The organism is Tenacibaculum jejuense (assembly GCF_900198195.1).
GTDB lineage: Bacteria > Bacteroidota > Bacteroidia > Flavobacteriales > Flavobacteriaceae > Polaribacter > Polaribacter jejuensis.
The window spans coordinates 748,732-772,487 of sequence record NZ_LT899436.1; the positions used below are offsets into that span (position 1 = coordinate 748,732).

Here is a 23,756-nt window from a genome sequence, read left to right on the forward strand (position 1 = left end):
TAGATAATATTTTAAATAGATCATTTTCGTTCAAGAAAATAATAGGTCTAGCTATATTATTCTTGGCATTAATTTATGTTATGTTTTCCTACGGACCTACACTAGGTTTCTTATTCTGGTTATTTACTTTAAGTAGTTTATTGAGCCTTACAATATGCATATATCCATTACGATTATTTAAAACAAACATTACCGTTTTTGTTATGATTTTTTCAATTGTCATCGAACTAATAATAAATTATGCCAGCTAACAGAAAATACTTAACGACATCACCTTGGCATAAAGGAGCTAAAATTGTTTCGGGTATACTTGGAGGCTACATCATAACAGCTTTATTACATATGATTGCAGCTTTGGTTTTACCATTCCATAAAGAGATTTTAATCACATCAATTTTTACCATGTTTATAATTTGGGGAGCATTATTGATAATTCCATTTTTATTTAAAAATGGATTCAAATCACTACTGCTATACATATTGGTTATAGTTTTACTATATGTTGTATTCACTTTGGTTCAAAAAGAAAATCCATTTGTATCATGAGTAATAGAAATTACAATGTTTTTTTCAATACGCATACTGTAAGTGGAATCGTAATCAGTGTAGTATTATATATTATTTTTTTTGCTGGAGCTTTTGCTTTATTCAAAGATGAAATTGGAATTTGGGAAGAAGGAAAAAAATCTACCTATACCAATAGAAAGGATATCGATTATGATAAATTATTAACAACATTAAATAAAGATTATGATTTATCAGGTAGAGATGTACAAATAGATTTAGGAAAGCATGAAGATAAAATTTATGTATATCTTTTAGCTAGTCAAGATTCTACAGCAACAGAAAAGAGCAAAACTGCACAGTTTTTTTCACTAGACATTCATACTGAAGAGAGAAAAGAATACCACGAGTACTATGGTATAGGAGAGTTTCTGTACAGATTACATTTCTTTCATCAAATTCCTGTTATTGGAATTTATTTGGCAGGTTTTGTAGCCATATTTTTCTTGTTTGCAATTATCACAGGAGTGATAGTACATTGGAAAAAAATAGTTTCAAATTTTTATGCATTCAATCCTAAGATTGCTTTAAAAAGAGTTTGGACAGATGCACATACTGCTTTAGGAATTATAGGATTACCTTTTCAATTTATTTTTGCAGTAACAGGAGCATATTTCTGCTTATCTGTTTTGGTTTTACTTCCTGCTAATTTTCTATATAATGGAGATCAAACCAAACTTTTAGAAGATATTCGTCCAGAACGAAAAACGTATGTCTGGAAAGAAAAAACAAAAGAAAAACTTCCTCTTTTTAATGACTTTATCCAAAAATCTGATACCTTTTGGAATGAGTTTGAATTCACATCAGCATTTATAAGAAATTATGGCGGAACTAATATGAAGTATGTACTTCAAGGTGAGCTGAAAGATTCAGAAAGATTTGTTGGTTTAGGGAGAGTAATTTTTGATATGGAAACTGGATTTATAAAAGCTGATAAAAATCCAGAGGAACTTAATTATATTGAAGACACACAACGAGCCTTGACTCGTTTGCATTTTGGTGATTTTGGAGGAGTTTTCATGAAAATCCTCTATTTCGTCTTAGCATTAATTACTTGTTTTGTCATATTATCGGGAGTTCTAATTTGGGTTGAAGCTAGAAATAAAAAAAGCATGACTTTGAGTCAGCGTTTATTTACAGCTAACATTGGGCATATTTATTTGTCAATATGTTTATCCATGTTACCGGTAACTGCAATTTCTTTTCTATTTATAAAGTTATTTGGAGCACGATTCACAAATTCACAATCTGCAATATATTATTTCTACTTCATACTTTGGATTTTGATGATACTCTTCATGGGGTTTAAAAGAGATAATTACAAAACAAATAAGATCAGTTTATTACTTGGAGGAGTTACTGGTATTTTAATTCCAATTGTAAATGGAATTGTTTCTAAACAATGGATATGGACTTCTTTTCAAGAGCATCAGTATGATATTTTAACTATAGATATGTTATGGTTAAGTATTGGAATTATTAGTTTATTGGCTTACACTAAAATCAATGAAAAAGTAAAAGCTCAAAGTTCATTTACGAAGAACCCTATCGATTATAAAGCAGCCCAATTGCAGTTGCAGGAAGAAGAAAAATTACATCAATCAAAAGAACAAACAATAGATAAAAACTTTATAGCAATGCGAACAAAAATTATCATACTATGGTTAACCATGGTTATCGGATTCATTATACATCATGTTTACGGAATAGCAAATGTGTATTTTCAAGAATCCTTAGTATTAGAAGGAGCCGATGGAGAAATTCCAGGATGGGCTCATCAATGGAGAATTATTTTAGAAGGAATGGCGTTTTTATTTGCGATTCTAACTGTAGAATTCGCTCAAAAATGGTTTAAGTGGACTTCTTTGATTTGGGCAGTTTTATTAGGTTTATTTAATATTTATCATTGGATAACGGCTATGATTTACGAAATGAGTAATGTCTCAGAAATTCTGATTTTATTCTTAATGGTAGTCGCAAACATCTTTTTAATTAAAGAAATATTGTATTGGAAGTCTAATAAAAATGTAGCTATAAAATAGAATTTAAAGACAGATATAGTTATAAGTATGTAAAGAGGTTTCAAGAAATTGAACCTCTTTTGTTTTATACTTAACAAATTAATGTAATTATGTAAAATTTTGTTTTTAAATGGTTTATCTATATTAAAGTATACAAACGTTAACATTTCTTTCACGATTATCAGCTTTTGTAATGTTTAACTTTGATACAAATAAATCAAACAATGAAAAAATTAATACTTACACTAATTATTGGATTGTTATGCATGCCTACTTATGCAGTTGATTCATTAACAGAAGACTTTGTAATTGGAAATCCAGAAATTGGTTCAATAAATGCCATGACTTTTGGTCCAGAAGGAATATTATTTTTAGGAGATAGTAAAAATTCTCAAGTTGTAGCTGTAGATATGAGTTCAGCAAAAAAGGCAACAAATCAAAAATTATATTTAAAAGATATTGAAGCACTTTTAGGTCAGCTTTTAGGATCAGATAGTGATCAATTACAAATTATCGATATGGTTGTAAATCCTGTAAATCAAAATATTTATTTAGGAGCACAGCACAGTTCAGGAAAATCGTTTTTATTCTTAGTAAACAACAATACATTAGAAAATGTTCCACTAAAATCAGTATCATTTTCAAAAGTAAATGTTTCAAATGTGGTGAATGCAGATGCTAAAGATAGAAGAGGTAGACCGTTACGTAGTTTAGCAATTACTGATATTCAATTTGCAAACGGACAAATTATGGTTTCTGGTTTAAGTAATGCCGAATTTGCTTCAACTTTTAGAGCAATTCCTTTTCCTTTCACAAACAAGCAAAGTGATAGTTCTTTAGAAATTTATCATGCTGCTCACGGAAAATATGAAACTCATGCACCAATAAAAACGTTCATGACTACAACTATAAATAATCAACCACATATTATTGCTAGTTATACCTGTACGCCGTTGGTCGTTTTTCCTATGGAAAGTTTAACTCCAGGTTCTCATACAAAAGGAAGAACTGTTGCTGAATTAGGAAATTGGAATACACCTTTAGATATTATTGAAATGACAAACAATAAAGGAAAACGTTTTATTTTAATGGCGAATTCTAACAGAGCGTTAATGAAATTTAAGGTTTCAGATATAGAATCTTTTGGAAATTCATTAACAACCAGAGTTAAAGAACGAGCAGGAACAGAAGGAGTTGATTTTATTAACTTACCATTTGTAAACGTGCAACAATTAGATAAGCTTAACGATAAAGAGTTTGTTTTCATTCAAAGAGAATCTAATGGGAAATTAGCTTTAAAAACAAGTTCTAATCGTTGGTTATAATCATATAATTAGAATTCAATTTGATACGATCAGGAATTTTTACAATAGTATTATTGATGACTTTGGAGGTGTTTTCTCAATCTCCAAAGTTTTCTTTTTCTCAGGAGATTATTGAAGTAAAAACAAATGAAAATATACAAGAAATTAAAGTATACAAAGGTTCATTTACTTCGCACAAACAGTTAGCAAATAGAGAAGCTATTTTAGGAGATCTTTTTAAAGATACTTCTACTTTGTATTTTTCTCCAGTATTACCTTTTCAATTAAACACAACATATACAGTTATTGTAAATGATTCTTTTTTTGAGTTTTTAATTCCGTTAAAAACAGATTATAAAAAATTAAATGTAGCAGCAATTTATCCGAATACATCAAAGTTACCTTCAAATTTTTTGAAATGGTATGTTGCCTTTTCAAAACCAGTAAATCCAGCTAATATTTATAATCATATTAGGCTGATAAATAATAAAACAAAAGAAAAAGTAGATCGAGCTTTGCTGCCTTTAGAAAACGCTTTATTATCTAACGACGGAAAATTATTAACCTTATGGATTGAACCTGGAAGACAAAAAAGAGATTTAGGTCCGAATAAACATTTGGGAGAAGTTTTAAATGAAGGAGTATCGTATACTTTACTGATTGATGAAAAATTAAAAGATACAGAAGGTGTTGCTATGGGAAAAACATTTGAACATGCTTTTCATGTTATTGGTTCAGATAGAATTCAGCCAAGTATAAAAAAGTGGGAATTTGTTTTACCAAAATCAAATACAAATCAGTCTTTAGTAATTCAATTAAATGATAATTTAGATTTCGGAAGTCTACATAATAGCTTACAAATTATCAATACAAAAGGACAAGTAATTTCAGGAAGTTTTAAAATTAAAACCAATGAAAGTACAATTGAATTTACTCCAAATACTTCTTGGAAAAAAGGTGATTATATTTTGAAATGTGATAAAATAATCGAAGATGTTTCAGGAAATAATCTAGAACGTTTATTCGATAGAGATGTCACAAAAAAGAAAACAAAACCAATTTTAGAACGTAAATTTTCTATATCATAGTAACTTAAGAAACTAATCGAGTTAATTCATGTTCTAATTTTTCTAAAATCAAAAGCTCAGCCTTATTTTTTCCTTTAAAAGCTTCAGCAATACGATACGAAGTTTCTATAATTAATTGCTTAATTTCTCGAGTAAAGAAATAAGAATAGTTGTTGTAGTATTCTAAAAAATCGGTAAAACAATCTTCAGTAGTTGCATTTTTACTGTACAACCAATCAAATACAACTTCTATTTGATAAGCCGTATCTGTACCAAACATATCAAAAGTTTCATCAATCATTAGCCATTTGTCTTTTACAACTTGTTTTAATGCTTTTATTTCATGCATATTAATACTGTTGTCAGACTTCGCAACTGCATAAAAAACTTTGGCAATATTCTGATAAAACTTGATGTTTAGCTTTTTTGTTTTCATTTTAAATACGATTCAGAACAAAAATAAAATGAACAAATGAGGCTAGAAATGATAAATATCAGCTATAGTCTTTTTAATAAAATATATCTTTATATCAAATTTCTAATTGAATGTTCGACAAGGAAGAAAGAATAATTTTTGATACTCTTTTTGAAGCTGTTTCAGAAGGTATTATTGTGGTAGATAAGAATCAAGAAATCATGGTTGTAAACTCATCAGCAGAAGCAATGTTTGGTTACAACAAAGGGGAATTGTTAAATCAACAATTAAAAACATTAATTCCTCAAAAATATAAAGGAACTCACGATTCGCATTTTAATTCATTTTTAAAAGTACAGCAGAAAAGACAAATGGGACATGGAAGAGATTTGTATGCTGCACATAAAAACGGAAGTGTATTTCCTATAGAAGTAGGTTTAAATCCGTTTGAAATGCAAGGAGAAATGTATACAATGGCGTTAGTTGTAGATATTTCTTTGAGAAAACATCAAGAATTAGAAATACTAGAATTAAATACCAAACTAGAAAATAAAGTAAGAGAAAGAACCAAAAGTTTAAGTGAAACTGTAGATGAATTAGAAAAAATGAATCAGCAGTTAGATGAAGAAAATAAGAAAAGAATTGTTGCAGAGAAAAAAGCGAAAGTAGCATTAAAGAAAGAGCGAGAATTAAATGAATTAAAAACAAAGTTTTTATCATTAGTATCGCATGAATTTAAAACGCCGTTAAGCGGAATTTTAACGTCTACAATGTTGTTGTCGAAATACAAATTAACCGAACAACAAGAAAAAAGAGAAAAACATTTATCGATAATAAAGAACAAGGTTCATTATTTAAATAATATCCTAAACGATTTTTTATCTGTTGAAAAACTTGAAAAAGGAGAGATTAAATACAATTTGACTTCTTTTCAGATTAAAAGAACGATAAAAGAAGCGATTAGCGGAGCAAGTTTATTATTAAAAAAAGGTCAGGAAATTGTGTGTAATTCAGATATGGAAGACATTACAATTCACCAAGATGAAAAGATTATGGAACTTACTTTTCTTAATCTTTTAAGTAATGCTGTAAAATATTCTCCTGAAAATACAATCATAACAATTTCGGTACGACAAAATCATTCAGAAACTACAGTACAAGTAGAAGATCAAGGATTTGGAATTCCTGAGAAAGATCAAAAAAATATATTCCAACGTTATTTTAGAGCAGAAAATGTATTGCTTAATGAAGGAACAGGAATTGGTTTAAATATTGTAAAAAGTCATTTAGAAAACTTAGGAGGAACCATAACTTTTACGAGTAAAGAAAACGTAGGTTCAACATTTATAGTCACGATCCCAAACAAAGCTGAATTATGAGAAAAATTCTATTAATTGAAGACGATATTACATTAAGAGAAAACACAGCAGAATTACTAGAGTTAACCGATTACTATGAAGTAGTTATGGCTGAAAATGGTAAAGTTGGCATAGAAAAAGCATTAAGCGAATTACCAGATTTAATTGTTTGTGATATTATGATGCCCGAAGTTGATGGCTATGGTGTGTTAGAAATTTTATCTAAAAATCCGAAAACACAGTTTACTCCTTTTATCTTTTTATCAGCAAAAACAGAACGAAGTGACGTACGAAAAGGAATGAATCTTGGAGCCGACGATTATATTACAAAACCTTTTACTGAAGAAGAATTAATTAGCGCAATTGAAAGTAGATTGGCAAAGTCTTCAATTTTAAAAGAACAGAAAACAGTAGTTGAAGAAATTCCGAATGAAAATGAACTTAGAGATTTGAATGATCTTAAAAATTTCTTTGATGATAACGGAACTGTTTTTTCTTTTCAAGGAGAAGAAAAAGTGTATGAAGAAGGCGATAACTCTAATTATATTTATTTGGTGACGAAAGGCGGAGTGAAATGTTCTAAGCTTAACGAACAAGGTAAAGTGTTAACGACTTCACTATACAAAGAAGACGATTTATTCGGGTATACTTCTTTCTCTCAAAACATTCCCTATCAAGAAACAGCTATAGCAATGGAAGCAACAGAACTTGTAGGAATTCACAAGTCGGAGTTGATTTCAGTTTTACATAAAAACCATAAAGTTGTATTAGATTTAGTTGATCTTTTAGCAGATAATTTAAAAGATGTAAAAGAACAATTATTAGATATGGCCTATAATTCTGTTCATAAAAAAACAGCAGCAACACTACTAAAATTTGCTGAACGCATGAATAGAAATCCAGATGATATTATTAGAATAGCACGACACGATTTAGCTAGTGTTGCTGGTATTGCTACCGAAACTTTAATTCGAAGTATTTCTAAACTTAAAAAGAACGGGATTATAGAAATTGAAGGTAGAAATATTAAAATTGTTGATATGGAGGCCTTAAAACTAGTAGAATGATTTTTATCATTTTTTAGAAGTACTGCGATACATACTTTTATCATAATTAAATATGTCGATTATGAGAATTGTATCTTTTTTAATAGTGGTATTGGTAATTATTGGTTGCAAGTTAGATAAAGAACCAATTCATACTACGACTAAAATTAGTAGTAAGGATTCATTAATGATTAATGATTCTGTTACCATTCAACTTAATACGGAAGAGTTACAGCATAATGTAAAAATCAATCCTATAAAATCAGATGAAGATAATAGTAACTTCATCAAAGATTATGTGGTGCATAAACAGTTGTACAAAGAAACTGACAATTATATAATTGACTTCTGTTATCCACAGTTAGATGAAAATTACAATCCGAAATTTGAACTTTTTAATGATTTTGTTGAGAACGAATTAATACAACTTTCTAGAATAGAACAAGATGTTTTAGAAAGTCAAGAACTCTTATGTGATACACTACAGAAAAATCCAATTCGAGAACACAGAATAGGAGAATACAAGATTTATCAACAAAAAGAAACGCACATAAGTGTACTCTTTTATTTAGAGAATCATTACGCACAAACTAAAGCAGCTTACTACACTTTTAAAACAGTAAATTTTGATAAAATAAAAGGAAAATTACTCCACTTCGAAGATTATTTTTTACCTGGAAGTTTATCAGAAGTTCATCAAATTTTAAATTCAGAAATTAGAACACAAATCGCTAAAGGAGATTTATTTTATGAATGTTTCGAAGTAAGTTTAGATGATTTTGAAGTTGCTAAAAACGATTTTGTAGTTAACAATAATCATATCATTTTTTACTTCAACGATTGTATTATGTGTCCTTCATTTGTAGGAACATATTCTATAGAAATTCCTTTAGAAAAGTTAAAACCAGTATTACAGCAAAACTGGTCAGATCGCTTCATTTTATAAGATCAGAACTGATTAATATCATAGTTTACTTTTTTTTTCATACAGAAATTTGCTTTACGTAAATCGTGTATATGAAAACAACCTGTTATCACTGTGGAGACGAATGTAACGAGCATCAAAAAATAGAATTTGATGATAAATCGTTTTGTTGCAATGGATGTAAAACAGTATACGAGATTTTTTCGCTAAACGATTTAACATGCTATTACGATTTACAAGAAAGTCCGGGAGCAACACCATTAGATATTCAAGGTAAATACGATTATTTAGATGATGAAAGTATCATTCAAAAATTACTTTCGTTTAACGACGAAAATGTTCAGATTGTAGAGTTATACATTCCGCATATTCATTGTAGTTCATGTATTTGGGTGTTAGAAAATCTTCAGAAATTACAAAAAGGAATCGTAACTGCACAAGTTAACTTTCCTAAAAAGAGTGTACGTATTACATACAAAGTTGATCAAATTAGTTTAAAGGAAATAGTTGTCCTACTGAGTTCCATTGGTTATGAACCTTATATTTCTTTAGAAGATTATGAATCAGGAAGTAAAAATGTCGATCGTAGCTTAATTTATAAGTTAGGTTTAGCTGGTTTTGCTTTTGGAAATGTAATGTTGCTTTCTTTTCCAGAATACTTTGAAGTAAATGAATTTTGGTTAGAAAAGTACAAACACACATTTCGTTGGTTGATGTTTGCTTTTTCTATTCCTGTAGTTGTGTATGCAGCTCAAGATTATCTGATCTCTGCGTATAAAGGATTACGATCTAAATTATTGAATATCGATGTTCCTATCGCACTAGGAATTTTAGTACTTTTTACAAGAAGTGCTGTTGAGGTGTTGTTTGATTTAGGAAGTGGTTTTTTCGATAGCTTAACAGGTTTGGTTTTCTTTTTGTTATTAGGAAAGTTCTTTCAGCAAAAAACATACAATTACTTATCGTTTGAGCGTGATTATAAATCTTATTTTCCAATTGCTGTCACGAAAGTAAATAAAAACGGAAATGAAGAAACCATTCAGATTTACAAGATTGAAAAAGGAGATCGAATTTTAATTCGTAATCAAGAATTAATTCCTGTAGATGGAATTTTAATCAATGGAAATGCTCAAATCGATTACAGTTTTGTTACGGGTGAAGCAAATCCGGTTCAGAAAAAATCAGGAGATAAATTATTTGCAGGAGGAAAACAATTGTCAGGAGCTATAGAAATTGAGGCAATCAATTCTGTAGAACAAAGTTATTTAACGCAATTGTGGAGTAACGCTGTTTTCGAAAAAGATAAAACCAGCAAGTTTACAACCATCACTAATAAAATAAGTAAAAATTTTACCATTGCTATTCTTTCCATCGCTGCTCTAGCAAGTATGTTTTGGTTTTTTACAGATGCAACTAAAGTTTTAAATGTTTTTACAGCTGTGCTTATTATTGCTTGTCCATGTGCAATTGCGTTAGCAGCTCCATTTACTTTAGGTAATATGTTACGAATTTTTGGTAAGCAAAAATTTTATTTAAAAAACGCTACAGTTATAGAACAGTTAGCAAAAGTAGATACGATAGTTTTCGATAAAACAGGAACCTTAACTACTAGAGCAAATAGTGAAGTAAAATACACAGGTTCAGTCTTAAGTTTTAATGAAGAAAAAGCTTTAAAAGCAACATTACGAGCTTCTAATCATCCTTTAAGTAGAACAATTTATGAAACTATGACGAAGATTTCTTTAGAGAAAGAGAGTCAGGTTTTTGAACATACAGGAAAAGGATTACAAGCAACCGTAGCTACTGTTGATGTTAAAGTTGGATCTGCTTCTTTCGTGAAAAATGAAAAGGAACAATTTAGTTCAGATACTTCTGTGCATGTCAGCATTCAAAATGATTATAAAGGAAAGTTCACATTAAAAAATACTTATCGTAAACATGTAGATGAAGTATTTCAGACGTTTTCAGCATATGATCTTTCTGTTGTTTCAGGCGATAATGAAGGGGAAAAAGTGTATTTAAAAAAAAGATTGCCAGAGAACACGACATTATTATTCAATCAAAAGCCAGAAGACAAATTGGCTTATGTTTCTCAACTTCAAAAGAAGCATAAAAATGTCGCGATGATTGGAGACGGATTAAATGATGCTGGAGCTTTAATGCAAAGTGAAGTTGGTATTGCAGTATCTGAAGATATTAATGTGTTTTCACCAGCTTGTGATGCAATTTTAGATGCAAATCAGTTTGAAAAACTACCAAAATTTATAAAAGCTACAAAACAAACGATGCGTGTTATCCAATACTGTTTTATCATTTCTCTGATTTATAATAGTGTCGGACTGTATTTCGCTGTAACCGGACAATTATATCCTGTGATTGCTGCGATTCTAATGCCTTTAAGTTCAATAAGTATTGTGGTGTTTACCACTATAGCAACTAATATTTTAGGAAAAAAACTATAATATGAAATCACTAATTCAAAAATATAATATTCCAGGGCCAAGATATACGAGTTACCCAACTGTTCCATATTGGGATGCAACTACGTTTTCAAAAGAAAAATGGCTCAAAAATTTTAAAAAATCATTTGAAGAAAGTAACCAAGCAGAAGGAATAAGTTTATACATACATTTACCTTTTTGTGAAAGTTTATGCACATTTTGTGCTTGTCATAAACACATTACAAAACGTCATGAAGTTGAAATTCCGTATATCAAAACTCTAATTAAAGAATGGGAATTATATAGAGAAAAAATGACTCAAGTTCCTGTGATTAAAGAAATTCATTTAGGTGGAGGAACACCGACTTTTTTTGCTTCGGAACAATTAAAAGAATTGATCAATTCAATTTTAGAAGGAAGTCAAAAGCATCCTGATTTTGAGTTTAGTTTTGAAGGTCATCCGAATAACACTACAAAAGAACAATTAGAAACTTTATATAATCTTGGATTTACACGTGTAAGTTTTGGTATTCAAGATTATGATAGTACTGTTCAAAAAGCAATTCATAGAATTCAATCTTTCGAAAACGTAAAACAAGTTACAAAATGGGCTCGTGAAATCGGATATACATCTGTGAGTCATGATTTAATTTTTGGATTACCGTTTCAAACTAAAGAAAGTATTACGGACACAATTTTAAAGACCAGAGAATTACTTCCTGATCGAATTTCATTTTATAGTTATGCACATGTGCCTTGGGTAAAAGGAGTTGGTCAGCGTGGTTTTAGTGAAGAACATTTACCTAAGTCAGATGAGAAAAGAGCTTTATATGAATTAGGAAAACAAATGCTAACCAATATTGGGTATCATGAAATAGGAATGGATCATTTTGCGTTGCCTTCCGATAATTTGTTTAAGGCGACAACTTCACAAAAACTTCATAGAAACTTTATGGGATACACATCGAGTAAAACTAAACTCATGATTGGTTTAGGAATGTCGGCAATTAGTGATTCTTGGTACGGATTTGCACAAAATGTAAAAACCGTAAAAGAATATCAAGCATTAGTTAATAATGGTGAAATCCCAGTATTTAGAGGTCATATTTTAACTGATGAAGATTTAGTGATTCGAAAACACATTTTAAATATCATGTGTCATTTTTCTACGAATTGGAAAGCAAAAGAAATGCATTTTGAAGCTTTACCTAAATCAATAGAATTATTAGAAGAAATCGCTTCAGATAATTTAATAGCAATTGATAGTAATTCATTGAATGTAGCTCAAGAAGCTCGACCATTTATTCGAAATATTTGTATGGCTTTTGATGTACGATTACAACGAAAGAAACCTGAAACAAAGTTGTTCTCAATGACGATATAATCTAATAAAAGAAAGAAACCGTTTTTCTAATGATCTATTGATAAAAATTTTGAAAATCAAGGCTGAAGGAGTGGTGAAAGATAAAAAGTTGTTTGAGCAAAGCGAGTTCTTTTTATCTGTGGAGGAAGTAGCCGTAGTATTTTCTCAAGTTTTTATCATAAATCTTGACTTTTGCTTCTTTGTGTCAAGGCAAAGAAGAGAATAAATATGATTCTTTAAGATAATATTCTATCAAAGAATAAAAGTCAAACATGACCAATGTCATAGTATAAAAATCTTTCCAAAACTACTTTTGAAATATAATTAATAAACTAACAAGATGGGGGTAATTTATGTATTGCTGGCAGTAAGTGTGTCAGTAGCAATAGTCTTTTTTATTGCATTTATAATTTCCGTTAAAAAGGGACAATATGACGATACCTACACTCCTTCAGTTAGAATGTTATTTGACGACGAGTTAGTAACTAAGAATACAAATAAAGAATAGATTTTTAATTCAATTTAAATTATGGAAATGCAACAATTTTATTACGATAATAAAATCGTAAAAAAATTTATTTACGCTACCTTATTATGGGGAATCGTAGGTTTTTCAGTAGGGCTTCTCTTAGCTTTTATGTTTTTATTCCCAAATATAACTGATGGGATTTCATGGCTTAGTTTTGGTCGTTTAAGACCTTTACATACTAATGCTGTGATTTTTGCTTTCGTAGGAAATGCAATTTATGCAGGTGTGTATTATTCTCTTCAACGTTTATTAAAAACGAGAATGGCAAGCGATCTGTTAAGTAACATTAATTTCTGGGGATGGCAGTTAATTATTGTGGCAGCAGCAATTACACTTCCTTTAGGATATACAACGTCTAAAGAATATGCCGAGTTAGAATGGCCAATAGATATTGCAATTGCTGTAGTATGGGTAGTGTTTGGTGTAAACATGATTTGGACGATCTTAAAACGTCGTCAACGTCACTTGTATGTTGCCATTTGGTTTTACCTGGCAACTTTTGTTACTGTAGCTGTTTTACACATTTTTAATAGTTTAGAATTACCAGTAAGTGGATTGAAAAGTTATTCTGTTTATGCTGGAGTTCAAGATGCTTTAGTACAATGGTGGTACGGGCATAATGCAGTTGCATTTTTCTTAACTACTCCTTTTTTAGGATTGATGTATTACTTTATTCCTAAAGCGGCAAACAGACCCGTGTATTCGTATCGATTATCGATTATTCACTTTTGGTCTTTAATTTTTATTTATATCTGGGCAGGTCCGCATCACTTATTATATTCTGCTTTACCAAACTGGGCTCAGAATTTAGGAGTAGTTTTTTCAATTATGTTAATTGCTCCATCTTGGGGAGGAATGATCAACGGATTATTAACCTTAAGAGGTAGTTGGGATAAAGTTCGTCAAGATCCAGTTTTAAAATTCATGGTCGTAGCAATTACAGGTTATGGTATGGCAACTTTTGAAGGGCCAATGTTATCGCTAAAAAATGTAAATGCAATAGCACACTTTACCGATTGGATTATTGCTCACGTTCACGTAGGAGCTCTAGCGTGGAACGGATTTATGACTTTCGGTATGATTTATTGGTTAGTTCCTAAATTATTTAAAACAAAATTATACTCTAGAGCTTTAGCAAATTTCCATTTTTGGATTGGAACTTTAGGTATCATTATCTACACATTACCAATGTATGTTGCAGGTTTTGTTCAAGCTTTTATGTGGAAACAATTCAACCCAGATGGAACATTAACTTATGCAAACTTCTTAGAAACAGTTCAAGAGATTTTACCAATGTATTGGCTACGTGCTATCGGAGGTAGTTTATACATCATAGGAGCAATTGTAATGGTTTACGTTATTGTGCAAACGATTAGACAAGGTGAAAAAGTAACTGATGATTTAGCTGAAGCAGCTCCGTTAACTAAAGTTTCAAAATATAGAACAAAAGGAGAAACATGGCATACTTGGTTAGAGCGTAAGCCAGTGAAATTAACATTGTATGCAACCATAGCAATTTTAATTGGTGGAGTAGTACAAATTGTACCAACATTAATGGTTGAGTCTAATATTCCGTATATCGAAGCTGTAAAACCATATTCTCCGTTAGAATTAGAAGGTAGAGATATTTATATCTCAAATGGTTGTGTTTCGTGTCACTCACAAATGATTCGTCCATTTAGAAGTGAAGTAGAACGTTATGGAGAATACTCTAAAGCAGGAGAATTTGTGTACGATCATCCTTTTTTATGGGGAAGTAAACGTACTGGTCCAGATTTACATCGTGTAGGAGGAAAGTATAATGACAGTTGGCACTTTAACCATATGTACGATCCACAAAGTACTTCACCAGGTTCCATTATGCCTGCTTATCAATGGATCATTAAAAATAAGTTAGATAAATCTCAAACGGAGAAGAAAATGCGAGCTATGATCACTTTAGGAGTTCCTTACACAGAAGAAGATGTGAAAAATGCTCAAAAGAGTATGAATGAGCAAGGAATGCAGATTCAACAAAACCTATATGAAGATCCTGATTTTGCGAGCAATTATGATGAAAGTAAAAAATATGCTTTAGCAAATGATATTCCTTTTGTAGAAATGAAAGATAGAGAAATTGTAGCACTTATAGCTTACTTACAAAGATTAGGAGTTGATATTAAAGTAAACGATGTAAAAGACAAATTATCAAAAAAATAGAATCATGTTAAAGTTTGTAAAAAATCATTTAGAGAGTATCACAGGAATAGAAATTTATCCATTGATTTCATTAAGCATATTCTTCACCTTTTTTCTATTGCTTTTTTGGTGGGTCTTCACGGCAAAGAAATCATACATAAAAAAAGTAAGTCATATACCATTAGATAATTAAACAGAAAAATCATGAAAAGAGTTTTTCAATCGATCATGTACCTACTATTTGTTTTTGTAAGTTTTTGGGCTTTAATTAAAGCAATTACGTCATATGAAAATCCATTTAGTTTATACGAAAACCCATTAGTTTGGATACTGTTAGTCTTCTTAGTATTAGTCATTTTAGTTAAAGAATACTTTAGTTACACAGTATATAAAATGACTGAGGAATTAAAACTAGAAAAAGAAGGTTTTAATCCAGAAGAAATAGAAGATGAATGGGAAGTTTGGTTCAGAAAAGTATTTAAAAAGTTTACAAGATCTAAAGCAATAGAAGAGGAAGAAGAAATTGTACTAGATCATAACTACGATGGCATAAAAGAATTAGACAATGTACTTCCGCCATGGTGGGTGTATTTATTTTATGCTACAATTGTTTTCGGAGTAATTTACTTGATTCGTTTTCATATTGCAGGAGGAGATTCTCAAGAAATGGAATATGAAAAAGCAATGGCAAAAGCTAAATATGAAATTGAGCAATACAAAGCCAATACACCAAATTTATTTGATGTAGAAAAAGTAGAATTACTTACTGATGATGGAGCGATAGCAAGAGGTAAAGCAGTCTTTAATTTGAATTGCGCTTCCTGTCATGCTCCTGATGGAGGTGGAGGTGTAGGACCAAATCTTACAGATGAATATTGGATTTTAGGTGGCGGATTTAAGAATGTCTTCAATACTGTTTATAATGGCGGTAGAGCAGGAAAAGGAATGGTGCCTTGGAAAGGAGTTTTAAAACCTCAAGATATTCAAAAAGTAGCGAGTTATATTATTTCTATTGAAGGAAATACAACAGCTAAACCAAAGAAACCTCAAGGAGAAATCTGGAAAAAAGAATAGTTAGTAATTAGTTTTGATAGTTGACAATGGAAACACCTAAAAACGAAAAATTTAGAGATAGTATTGGTACCATAGACTCCGAAGGAAAACGTGCTTGGGTGTTTCCTAAACAACCTAAAGGAAAACTATACAATTATCGTAGTTATGTGAGCTACGCATTGTTACTTTTTCTATTGTCTGCACCATTTATAAAAATCAATGGAAATCAATTTTTATTATTTAATGTTCTAGAACGTAAATTTAATGTATTCGGATTTCCATTTTGGCCGCAAGATTTTCATTTGGTAGTAATATCAATGATTATTGGGGTTGTCTTTGTAACTCTTTTTACCGTTGTTTTTGGAAGAGTTTTCTGTGGATGGATTTGTCCACAAACTATTTTCCTAGAAATGGTTTTCAGAAAAATAGAATATTGGATAGAAGGAGATCGAGGAAAACAAATTCGTTTGGCTAAACAACCTTGGAATGCTGAAAAGATCAGAAAAAAGGTATTAAAATGGTTCGTGTTCTTTTTAATTTCATTTGGTATTGCGAATGTGTTTTTAGCATACATTATCGGAAGTGATGAACTTTTATTATACATAAGTAACGGACCAGCAAATCATGTTTCAATATTTATAGCGCTGTTAATTTTTACGGGTGTTTTTTACTTTGTTTTTGCTTGGTTTAGAGAACAAGTATGCATTATCGCTTGTCCGTACGGACGATTACAAGGTGTTTTATTAGATAATCAATCGGTTGTTGTTGCATACGATTACAAACGAGGAGAAAAGGAAAAAGGAAGAGCAAAATTTAATAAAAAAGAAGATAGAATTGCTTCTGGTAAAGGAGATTGTATCGATTGTAAGCAATGTGTTCATGTTTGTCCTACAGGAATAGATATTCGTAACGGAACTCAACTAGAATGTGTGAATTGTACCGCTTGTATAGATGAATGCGATACCATGATGGAAAATATCGGGTACCCTAAAGGATTAATTCGTTTTGCAAGTATTGAAAATATAGAAAAAAAGAGTCCGTTTAAGTTTACTGCTAGAATGAAAGGTTACGCAGCAGTGCTTGTCATCTTATTTGGTGTTTTAACAGGAATGTTATTCTTAAGAAACGACGTTGAAGCCAAAGTATTTCGATTACCAGGTCAGTTATATGAACGAAAAGCAGACGGAATTATCAGTAACGTATATTCTTTTAAAATTGTAAATAAAACTACTGAGGAAATTAACAATATACATTATGAACTATTATCTCATAAAGGGAAAATAGAAATTGTAACACATCAAGATTTTACAATACCTAAACAAGGTATGGCTGAAGGTTCTCTTTTTATTGAATTACATCAAAGTCAGTTAAAAAAAGACAGAGTGAAACTCAAAATAGGAGTATACAGTAAAAACAAACTTATAGAAACTACCACAACAAATTTTTTAGGACCTAGAAAATTTTGGTAACACTTTAAATTAAAACAAATATGAAACTAAATTGGGGTACAGGTATAGTAATAGCAATCTTAGCTTTTATTGGATTTATCATGTTTATGGTTACAACTATGATAACAAACCACAAATACAATCACGATTTGGTAACCGACAGCTATTATCAAAAAGAATTAAAATATCAAGATAATATCAATGCAGAACAAAATGTATTAGCAATAAAAGATGCGATAGTTATTCAATTAAATCAGAAAGGTTTAGAATTGCTGTTTTCAGAAGAATTTCAATCAGAATTTATAAATGGAAAAGTATTCTTATACAGACCTTCAGATAAAACTTTAGATAGTGAGTTTCCTATAGTTTTAAAAAATCAAAAGCTACATATTCCTGAAAAGTTTTTAGTTGGGGGACGTTGGAATATTACAGTAGATTTTAATTATAAGGGAACTCCTTTTTTATATCATAAAGAACTTACACTTTAATGCTGTACACTGCTTTCATATTGGGTTTGTTAGGAAGTTTACACTGTTTAGGCATGTGCGGACCAATAGCTTTTATGTTACCATTAAACAAGCAAAACCAAGTAACACAGTTTTTTCAGTTAATGAGTTACCATTTAGGAAGACTATCAACTTATGCTTTGTTAGGTTTGGTATTCGGGTTATTAGGTAGAGGTTTTGAATTATTTACATTTCAGCAACATTTATCTATTTTCACAGGAATTCTAATGATTGTAATCATTTTATTCCCCAAAATTGTTCACAGATTAAAAATAACCAATTCATTAAACAGGTTTATCATTAAAGTAAAATCTGAATTAGGTAAAGAACTCAAAGAGAAAAAAAGAAATACATTTTTCCTTATTGGTTTTTTAAATGGTTTTCTTCCTTGTGGATTAGTTTATATGGCTATTTTAGGAGCCATAGCAACCCATAATGCATTATACGGAAGTTTATATATGTTTTTATTTGGTATTGGTACAATTCCGTTAATGAGTTCAATTGTATACTTAGGGAAATTTACACATTTTACGTTTTACAATTACTTTAAAAAAATAGTTCCTTTTGCAGTAATTCTTATAGGTGTGTTGTTTATCCTACGAGGGTTAGCCTTAGATATTCCCTATATCTCACCAGCAAATTCTGTTAGTAATTTAGTAGAACACCAAACAGTTTGTAAATAATCTTTTTTAAAAAATGATTTTTATCATGTTTTTAAAAAGGGTAACTGATTGATATCATAGTTTTTACTTGAAAGTTAAAGTAGTTTTACACTATTAATTATTAAGTCTCTCTATCATGAAAAAAATTATTGTACCAGTAGATTTCTCGTTACATTCTGAGAACGCTTTAAGAACTGCAGCTTCATTTGCGAAGCAATTTAAATCAGAAATAGTTGCAGTTCATATGTTAGAATTGTCTAACGCATTAATTTCAGTTTCGTCATCATATATCAATGAGCAGGCAGTATTCCAAATTAAGTTGGCACGACAAAAGTTCGATGAATTTCTAGATAAACCATATTTATCAGATATCACAGTTTCAACATTAATTCAGCCATACAAAGACTTTAGTAGCTTTCATGATTTAAAAGGACAAGAAGATGCAGATTTAATCATTATGTCTTCACAAGGAGCTACAGGTTTTAAAGAAATGTTTTTAGGATCGAATTCAGAAGTAGTAGTGAGAAACTCTACAATTCCAGTATTGGTTATTAAAGGACTTCCGATCACAGAACCATTCAAAAAAGTAGTTTTTGCCTGTGATTTTTCAAATGATTTTGTAGAACCATATAAACAAGCTAAAGAAATTTTATCAGTTTTTAAATGTGAAATAGAATTGGTTCACGTGAATACTCCAGGAGCCAAATTTAAAACGACAAAAGAAAAGAAAGAACGCATTGATAGTTTCTTATACAACGTCGGAGAAAGTTTTGAAAACAAACCTAAAATAGTAGAAGTTTCTGATTATAAAATTGAAGATGGCATTTTAGAATATGCTCAAACTAACCAAAGTGATCTAATCATTATGCCAACACATGGTAAACATGGTATTGAACATTTTTTAGATGGAAGCATTGCTGAAGATATTGTAAATCACGCAGCCTTACCAGTTTTAACAATCAAAATATAAATCCAATAATTAATTTATTATGAAAAAAAGAACACCTGTATCAAAAATAATGAGTGCTAATTTAGTAACACTAAGTTCAATTGATGATTTAACAACAGCAGAAGAGTTATTTAAAACTCATGAAATACGACATATACCAGTTGTACAAGGCGAAGAAATCATAGGAATGTTAAGTCACACCGATTTACTAAGAGTAAGTTATGCAGAAACGGTTCAAGAATACGAAACAGAAGTAGATATTGTACTGAATAGCATTTTTACAATTGAGCAAGTAATGACAAAAAATGTGGTTACAGTGAATGCGAGCGATACAATTAAAGAAGTAGCAGAAGTATTGTCAACTCGAGAATTTCATGCGTTACCAGTTGTAGAAAATAATGTGTTGGTTGGAATCGTAACTACTACCGATTTAATTAAATATTTATTAGAGCAGTATTAAAGTAATATTGTGTATTTCATTCTGTAATTCAGTTTTCTGAATTTTTCTAGAATAGGAAGAGGAAAATCTTTTTAAGGTTTTCCTCTTTTTTCTTTTATAACCGTACAATCTTTTATTGTATAGTTTTTACTTTTTTAATTGATTATAATTCTAATTAGCTTTAATGTTAATTTTTAGTAAGTTGGACTTAAATCTAATATATTTGCCAACCTGTAAATACTTTAAATGAAGTTTGTATCTAAAATAATATCATTAAGCGTAATTTTATCTTTTTTTGTTTCTTTTTCTCAAGAAACATTGCCTATTTATCAAGATTATCTTTCTGATAATGTTTTTTTGGTACACCCAGCAGCAGCTGGTATTGGAGAGTGTGGTAAAATCCGATTAACAGCAAGGAGTCAATGGCTAGGTATAGATAACGCTCCACAGTTACAAACTTTAAGTTTTCACGGAAGATTTAATGAAGATTCAAAAGCTGCTTTTGGAGCTATTTTATTTAATGATAAAAATGGTTTTCATTCACAAAAAGCAGTGCAAGGTACTTATGCTTATCATTTGAATTTAAGTAACGGAAGTGTTTTTAATCAATTATCTTTTGGTTTGTCTTTATCTGCTGTACAAAATGAGGTAGATCAAAGTACTTTTAGTGGAGATCCACAAGTACAACAAATCATAGAAAGTGATTTTTATTTTAATTCAGATTTCGGACTTGCTTATCACTATAGAGGATTTTCTAGCTATTTAACTGTCAAAAATATTTTCTTAACAGCTAAAGATAATTTGACTTCAGAATTCGATGCTTTAAACCTTAGGAATTATATTATTGGCGCAGGTTATTATTTTAATAACGACAAAAAACTACAATTTGAACCATCTTTTATGTTTCAGTTCAAAGAGCAAACAGGAGAAAAAGTTGTTGACTTAAATGTTAAAGCGTACAGAAAATTAAAAGGATCTTTACTTTGGGCTGGAATTTCTTATCGTTCTTCTTTCGACGGAAATACTTTTGAAAATGCTCAATATTTTTCTCCTTTATTAGGAATAAATTTCAAAAGATTTATGTTTGCTTATACTTTTACCAAACAATCTGGAGATTTAGTTTTTGCTGAAGGAGGTTTCCATCAATTGTCTTTGGGGATGAATTTGTTATGTGCTAAAAGAAGATTAGCCGCATGTCCAAATATTAATGGGCAATTATTTTAAAATGCCAATTGCTCAATTGAACTATATTTAGCGCCTTCCAATATCCTTTCCAATACAATTTTATTTTTGTTGGTGTAAAAAATATTTGAAGTGTTTTTTATTTCAGTATTTAGTAAATTCTTTTGAACCAAAATTCTTTTGGTTTGTCTTGCAACAGCTTCACCAGAATCAATTATAGTAAGAGTAGTATTAGTTATTTTTCTAATTGCATTTATTAAGTAAGGATAATGTGTACAGCCCAATACTAAACAATCTATATTTTCTTTTAGCATAGGATCAATATAAGATTTTAAAAGTAGATTCATTTCTGAAGAATCAATTTTACCTTGTTCAATTAACTCTACTAAGCCTTCTCCAATCTGTTCTATGATTTTAATATCATTATTAATTAAAGATGATGTTTTTTCAAATAATTCACTATTTAAAGTCCCTTTCGTAGCTAGTATACCTATAGTTTTTGTTTTAGTTTGAAGAGATGCAGGCTTTATTGCAGGTTCAATACCGATAAAAGGTACAGAATAATTTTCACGTAAATATTGAATAGCATTTGTTGTAGCTGTGTTACAAGCAACCACTATAAGCTTGCAGTTTCTTTGAATTAAAAACTCTGTGTTTTTTATTGAAAGATTTATGATTTCTTCCTTAGTTTTTTGACCATAGGGAGCGTTTAAACTATCTGCTAAGTAAATTGTATCTTCATTAGGTAAAAGTTGTTGAATCTCTTTCCAAATGGATGTACCTCCTATACCAGAGTCAAAAATACCAATAGGTTGCTTAGAATTATTAATCATGTTAGCACAAAAATAAAAATCCTGCTTAATTTAAGCAGGATTTTATAATATGGTTTAACTTAAAAAAGTTGTTTTAGAATCCTAATTTAGTTTTTACAGCATTAAAAATGTCTTCACCTTTTTCGAATACGATTAAACCTTTACCAGGAGCTGCATCTAATACATAAACGATTCCTTTCTCAGCAGCTACAGCTTTAATAGCATCTTCAGCTTTTTTTAAGATAGGAGCAGTTTTTTCTTTGTACTTCTTTGCCATTTCTTGGTTCATAGTTTGCTCTGCTTGAGCTATTTTTGCTCTATCTTGTTGTATTTCTTGAGCTCTCTTAGCATTTGCTTCTTTAGTCTGTGAATTTTGCTCAGCTTCAAACTTTTTATATTTAGCTTCTAAAGCTTTAAACATTCCTTCTATATCTGCTCTGTATGTTTTTTGTAATTTTTCTAATTCAGCTTTTAATGCTTTTGTTTCTGGCATCTCAGCTAATAATTTATCGGTGTTAATATGTGCAGTTTTTTGTGCATTCACCACTCCACCTAAACCAATCGTAAAAATTGCAGCTAATAATAACGCTTTTAAATGTTTCATGTTTGTCTTAATTTAAAATTTTTGTTCTCTTTTCTATTCTATAAATTAATTTGTTTTGTCTTTTTTCTCTGCTTCTTCTTTTTTCTTAGCTTCTTTAGCTTTACGTAAAGCTTCTTTCTTTTCTTTTAATAATCTACGTTTTTCATCTCTTGCTTTTAAACGAGCTTTTCTTTTTTCCTCTATTGCTTTTAACTTTGCCTCACGCTCTGTTAATTTCTTTTGCCTTATAGCTTCTTTTTTCGCATCTCTTTGTTTAGCTGCTTCCGATTTTCCATCGTCATCAAGTAACTTTTTTCTAGCGGCTATTTTATCACGTTTAGCTTGTTTCTTTACATCGATTTTAATCAATTTTAAAACTAGTGAGCTAATATCGTGTTTTTTGTTAGAATATAACATTACTAATTCACTCGATTTGTCAAAAACGAAATCATATTTTTTTCTCGAGGCTATAGTTTGTACTGCATTGTAAACTTGGTCTTGAATTGGCTGAATTAGTTTCTTACGTAATATGTACATATCACCATCAGGACCAAAATACAGCGATTCTAACTTACGTAAAGCATCCTGTTTTACTTGGATATCTTCTTCACGTTCTTCTATTAAATCTTGTGTTAAAATTGCTTTCTCGTTAGATAGATCAGTTTTCATAACTTCGATCTGTCTTGCTTCTTTATCTAGGTTAGATCTCCATTTAGCAACCTTGTCATTTAAAGCATTTTGAGCTTCTATATATTGTGGAATACTCTGTAGAATATAATCCATGTCTATATAGGCAATTCTCTGATTTTTTTGTGCAACACTTACACTTACTGCAATAAGTAAAAGAACGAACGTAAGATTTATTTTTTTCATTGTTTATAGTGTATTTAGAAAAAACCGTGCCAAAAAAC

Annotated in this window: 23 protein-coding genes; 19 read left to right on the forward strand and 4 right to left on the reverse strand. The window is 30.2% G+C overall.

The genetic code is table 11. The features are described 5' to 3' along the window. Nucleotides 1-240: 240 nt before the first annotated feature. From AQ1685_RS03500 to AQ1685_RS03515, 4 genes are all read left to right on the forward strand, one after another. Complete coding sequence (locus AQ1685_RS03500; RefSeq protein WP_095069495.1) at nucleotides 241-546, forward strand: hypothetical protein; 306 nt, start codon at nucleotides 241-243, stop codon at nucleotides 544-546. Then, complete coding sequence (locus AQ1685_RS03505) at nucleotides 543-2,606, forward strand: PepSY-associated TM helix domain-containing protein (RefSeq protein ID WP_095069497.1); 2,064 nt, start codon at nucleotides 543-545, stop codon at nucleotides 2,604-2,606. The genes AQ1685_RS03500 and AQ1685_RS03505 overlap by 4 nt, the downstream gene beginning before the upstream one ends. A 203-nt stretch (nucleotides 2,607-2,809) precedes the next feature. Further along, nucleotides 2,810-3,910 (forward strand): hypothetical protein, encoded by a 1,101-nt coding sequence (locus tag AQ1685_RS03510; protein ID WP_095069498.1) that lies wholly within the window; start codon nucleotides 2,810-2,812, stop codon nucleotides 3,908-3,910. Nucleotides 3,911-3,966: 56 nt separating this feature from the next. After that, the gene (locus AQ1685_RS03515) at nucleotides 3,967-4,977 is read left to right on the forward strand and encodes an Ig-like domain-containing protein (protein ID WP_095069500.1); all 1,011 of its coding nucleotides are present in this window, start codon (nucleotides 3,967-3,969) and stop codon (nucleotides 4,975-4,977) included. 4 nt (nucleotides 4,978-4,981) lie between these two features. On the opposite strand, the gene AQ1685_RS03520 is transcribed toward AQ1685_RS03515, so the two are convergent. Then, nucleotides 4,982-5,392 (reverse strand): hypothetical protein, encoded by a 411-nt coding sequence (locus AQ1685_RS03520; protein WP_095069502.1) that lies wholly within the window; start codon nucleotides 5,390-5,392, stop codon nucleotides 4,982-4,984. Between the two features lie 110 nt (nucleotides 5,393-5,502). Between AQ1685_RS03520 and AQ1685_RS03525 the strand changes: the two genes are divergently transcribed. The 15 genes from AQ1685_RS03525 to AQ1685_RS03590 all read left to right on the forward strand — a co-directional run bounded on the left by AQ1685_RS03525 (nucleotide 5,503) and on the right by AQ1685_RS03590 (nucleotide 21,492). Next, nucleotides 5,503-6,750 carry a PAS domain-containing sensor histidine kinase gene (locus tag AQ1685_RS03525; protein ID WP_095069504.1) on the forward strand — a complete coding sequence of 416 codons (1,248 nt, stop codon included), beginning with the start codon at nucleotides 5,503-5,505 and terminating at the stop codon, nucleotides 6,748-6,750. Next, nucleotides 6,747-7,796: a response regulator gene (locus tag AQ1685_RS03530; RefSeq protein WP_095069506.1), complete on the forward strand. Its 1,050-nt coding sequence runs from the start codon at nucleotides 6,747-6,749 to the stop codon at nucleotides 7,794-7,796. Before AQ1685_RS03525 ends, AQ1685_RS03530 begins: the two co-directional genes overlap by 4 nt. A 61-nt stretch (nucleotides 7,797-7,857) precedes the next feature. After that, nucleotides 7,858-8,721, forward strand: coding sequence for an RsiV family protein (locus AQ1685_RS03535; protein WP_157730075.1), 864 nt, complete (start codon nucleotides 7,858-7,860; stop codon nucleotides 8,719-8,721). Nucleotides 8,722-8,792: 71 nt separating this feature from the next. Next, nucleotides 8,793-11,162: a heavy metal translocating P-type ATPase gene (locus AQ1685_RS03540; protein ID WP_095069512.1), complete on the forward strand. Its 2,370-nt coding sequence runs from the start codon at nucleotides 8,793-8,795 to the stop codon at nucleotides 11,160-11,162. A 1-nt stretch (nucleotide 11,163) separates the two neighbouring features. Then, nucleotides 11,164-12,525 (forward strand): oxygen-independent coproporphyrinogen III oxidase, encoded by a 1,362-nt coding sequence (gene hemN / locus AQ1685_RS03545; protein ID WP_095069514.1) that lies wholly within the window; start codon nucleotides 11,164-11,166, stop codon nucleotides 12,523-12,525. 319 nt (nucleotides 12,526-12,844) lie between these two features. Next, nucleotides 12,845-13,012 carry a cbb3-type cytochrome oxidase assembly protein CcoS gene (gene ccoS, locus AQ1685_RS03550; protein ID WP_095069516.1) on the forward strand — a complete coding sequence of 56 codons (168 nt, stop codon included), beginning with the start codon at nucleotides 12,845-12,847 and terminating at the stop codon, nucleotides 13,010-13,012. A gap of 21 nt (nucleotides 13,013-13,033) precedes the next feature. After that, nucleotides 13,034-15,232 (forward strand): cytochrome-c oxidase, cbb3-type subunit I, encoded by a 2,199-nt coding sequence (ccoN, locus tag AQ1685_RS03555; protein WP_095069518.1) that lies wholly within the window; start codon nucleotides 13,034-13,036, stop codon nucleotides 15,230-15,232. 4 nt (nucleotides 15,233-15,236) lie between these two features. Then, nucleotides 15,237-15,404 (forward strand): CcoQ/FixQ family Cbb3-type cytochrome c oxidase assembly chaperone, encoded by a 168-nt coding sequence (locus AQ1685_RS20460; RefSeq protein WP_095069520.1) that lies wholly within the window; start codon nucleotides 15,237-15,239, stop codon nucleotides 15,402-15,404. A gap of 11 nt (nucleotides 15,405-15,415) precedes the next feature. Then, entirely contained in the window at nucleotides 15,416-16,285 is an 870-nt protein-coding gene (locus AQ1685_RS03560) for a cbb3-type cytochrome c oxidase N-terminal domain-containing protein (RefSeq protein ID WP_095069522.1), read from the forward strand. A 26-nt stretch (nucleotides 16,286-16,311) separates the two neighbouring features. After that, nucleotides 16,312-17,733: a cytochrome c oxidase accessory protein CcoG gene (ccoG, locus tag AQ1685_RS03565; protein WP_095069524.1), complete on the forward strand. Its 1,422-nt coding sequence runs from the start codon at nucleotides 16,312-16,314 to the stop codon at nucleotides 17,731-17,733. A gap of 20 nt (nucleotides 17,734-17,753) precedes the next feature. Then, entirely contained in the window at nucleotides 17,754-18,200 is a 447-nt protein-coding gene (locus AQ1685_RS03570; RefSeq protein WP_095069526.1) for a FixH family protein, read from the forward strand. After that, nucleotides 18,200-18,901 carry a sulfite exporter TauE/SafE family protein gene (locus AQ1685_RS03575; protein ID WP_095069528.1) on the forward strand — a complete coding sequence of 234 codons (702 nt, stop codon included), beginning with the start codon at nucleotides 18,200-18,202 and terminating at the stop codon, nucleotides 18,899-18,901. The genes AQ1685_RS03570 and AQ1685_RS03575 overlap by 1 nt, the downstream gene beginning before the upstream one ends. 115 nt (nucleotides 18,902-19,016) lie before the next feature. Beyond that, on the forward strand, nucleotides 19,017-19,850 hold the full coding sequence (locus tag AQ1685_RS03580) for a universal stress protein (RefSeq protein WP_095069530.1): 834 nt from the start codon (nucleotides 19,017-19,019) through the stop codon (nucleotides 19,848-19,850). A 19-nt stretch (nucleotides 19,851-19,869) separates the two neighbouring features. Beyond that, entirely contained in the window at nucleotides 19,870-20,289 is a 420-nt protein-coding gene (locus AQ1685_RS03585) for a CBS domain-containing protein (RefSeq protein ID WP_095069532.1), read from the forward strand. A 225-nt stretch (nucleotides 20,290-20,514) separates the two neighbouring features. Beyond that, a complete protein-coding gene (locus tag AQ1685_RS03590) occupies nucleotides 20,515-21,492 on the forward strand; it encodes a PorP/SprF family type IX secretion system membrane protein (RefSeq protein ID WP_095069534.1) in 978 nt (325 codons plus the stop codon). On the opposite strand, the gene murI is transcribed toward AQ1685_RS03590, so the two are convergent. From murI to AQ1685_RS03605, 3 genes are all read right to left on the reverse strand, one after another. Further along, nucleotides 21,489-22,283 (reverse strand): glutamate racemase, encoded by a 795-nt coding sequence (gene murI / locus AQ1685_RS03595; RefSeq protein ID WP_095069536.1) that lies wholly within the window; start codon nucleotides 22,281-22,283, stop codon nucleotides 21,489-21,491. The two genes, AQ1685_RS03590 and murI, sit on opposite strands and share 4 nt — an antisense overlap. Before the next feature lie 73 nt (nucleotides 22,284-22,356). Beyond that, a complete protein-coding gene (locus tag AQ1685_RS03600) occupies nucleotides 22,357-22,866 on the reverse strand; it encodes an OmpH family outer membrane protein (RefSeq protein WP_095069538.1) in 510 nt (169 codons plus the stop codon). A gap of 45 nt (nucleotides 22,867-22,911) precedes the next feature. Continuing rightward, nucleotides 22,912-23,718, reverse strand: coding sequence for an OmpH family outer membrane protein (locus tag AQ1685_RS03605; protein ID WP_095069540.1), 807 nt, complete (start codon nucleotides 23,716-23,718; stop codon nucleotides 22,912-22,914). Nucleotides 23,719-23,756: the final 38 nt, after the last annotated feature.

Bases quoted from the DNA above. Each gene is read 5' to 3' on its own strand.
- AQ1685_RS03500 (WP_095069495.1), top strand. From the start codon at position 241: ATGCCAGCTAACAGAAAATACTTAACGACATCACCTTGGCATAAAGGA.
- AQ1685_RS03505 (WP_095069497.1), top strand. From the start codon at position 543: ATGAGTAATAGAAATTACAATGTTTTTTTCAATACGCATACTGTAAGT.
- AQ1685_RS03510 (WP_095069498.1), top strand. From the start codon at position 2,810: ATGAAAAAATTAATACTTACACTAATTATTGGATTGTTATGCATGCCT.
- AQ1685_RS03515 (WP_095069500.1), top strand. From the start codon at position 3,967: ATGACTTTGGAGGTGTTTTCTCAATCTCCAAAGTTTTCTTTTTCTCAG.
- AQ1685_RS03520 (WP_095069502.1), bottom strand. From the start codon at position 5,392: ATGAAAACAAAAAAGCTAAACATCAAGTTTTATCAGAATATTGCCAAA.
- AQ1685_RS03525 (WP_095069504.1), top strand. From the start codon at position 5,503: ATGTTCGACAAGGAAGAAAGAATAATTTTTGATACTCTTTTTGAAGCT.
- AQ1685_RS03530 (WP_095069506.1), top strand. From the start codon at position 6,747: ATGAGAAAAATTCTATTAATTGAAGACGATATTACATTAAGAGAAAAC.
- AQ1685_RS03535 (WP_157730075.1), top strand. From the start codon at position 7,858: ATGAGAATTGTATCTTTTTTAATAGTGGTATTGGTAATTATTGGTTGC.
- AQ1685_RS03540 (WP_095069512.1), top strand. From the start codon at position 8,793: ATGAAAACAACCTGTTATCACTGTGGAGACGAATGTAACGAGCATCAA.
- hemN (WP_095069514.1), top strand. From the start codon at position 11,164: ATGAAATCACTAATTCAAAAATATAATATTCCAGGGCCAAGATATACG.
- ccoS (WP_095069516.1), top strand. From the start codon at position 12,845: ATGGGGGTAATTTATGTATTGCTGGCAGTAAGTGTGTCAGTAGCAATA.
- ccoN (WP_095069518.1), top strand. From the start codon at position 13,034: ATGGAAATGCAACAATTTTATTACGATAATAAAATCGTAAAAAAATTT.
- AQ1685_RS20460 (WP_095069520.1), top strand. From the start codon at position 15,237: ATGTTAAAGTTTGTAAAAAATCATTTAGAGAGTATCACAGGAATAGAA.
- AQ1685_RS03560 (WP_095069522.1), top strand. From the start codon at position 15,416: ATGAAAAGAGTTTTTCAATCGATCATGTACCTACTATTTGTTTTTGTA.
- ccoG (WP_095069524.1), top strand. From the start codon at position 16,312: ATGGAAACACCTAAAAACGAAAAATTTAGAGATAGTATTGGTACCATA.
- AQ1685_RS03570 (WP_095069526.1), top strand. From the start codon at position 17,754: ATGAAACTAAATTGGGGTACAGGTATAGTAATAGCAATCTTAGCTTTT.
- AQ1685_RS03575 (WP_095069528.1), top strand. From the start codon at position 18,200: ATGCTGTACACTGCTTTCATATTGGGTTTGTTAGGAAGTTTACACTGT.
- AQ1685_RS03580 (WP_095069530.1), top strand. From the start codon at position 19,017: ATGAAAAAAATTATTGTACCAGTAGATTTCTCGTTACATTCTGAGAAC.
- AQ1685_RS03585 (WP_095069532.1), top strand. From the start codon at position 19,870: ATGAAAAAAAGAACACCTGTATCAAAAATAATGAGTGCTAATTTAGTA.
- AQ1685_RS03590 (WP_095069534.1), top strand. From the start codon at position 20,515: ATGAAGTTTGTATCTAAAATAATATCATTAAGCGTAATTTTATCTTTT.
- murI (WP_095069536.1), bottom strand. From the start codon at position 22,283: ATGATTAATAATTCTAAGCAACCTATTGGTATTTTTGACTCTGGTATA.
- AQ1685_RS03600 (WP_095069538.1), bottom strand. From the start codon at position 22,866: ATGAAACATTTAAAAGCGTTATTATTAGCTGCAATTTTTACGATTGGT.
- AQ1685_RS03605 (WP_095069540.1), bottom strand. From the start codon at position 23,718: ATGAAAAAAATAAATCTTACGTTCGTTCTTTTACTTATTGCAGTAAGT.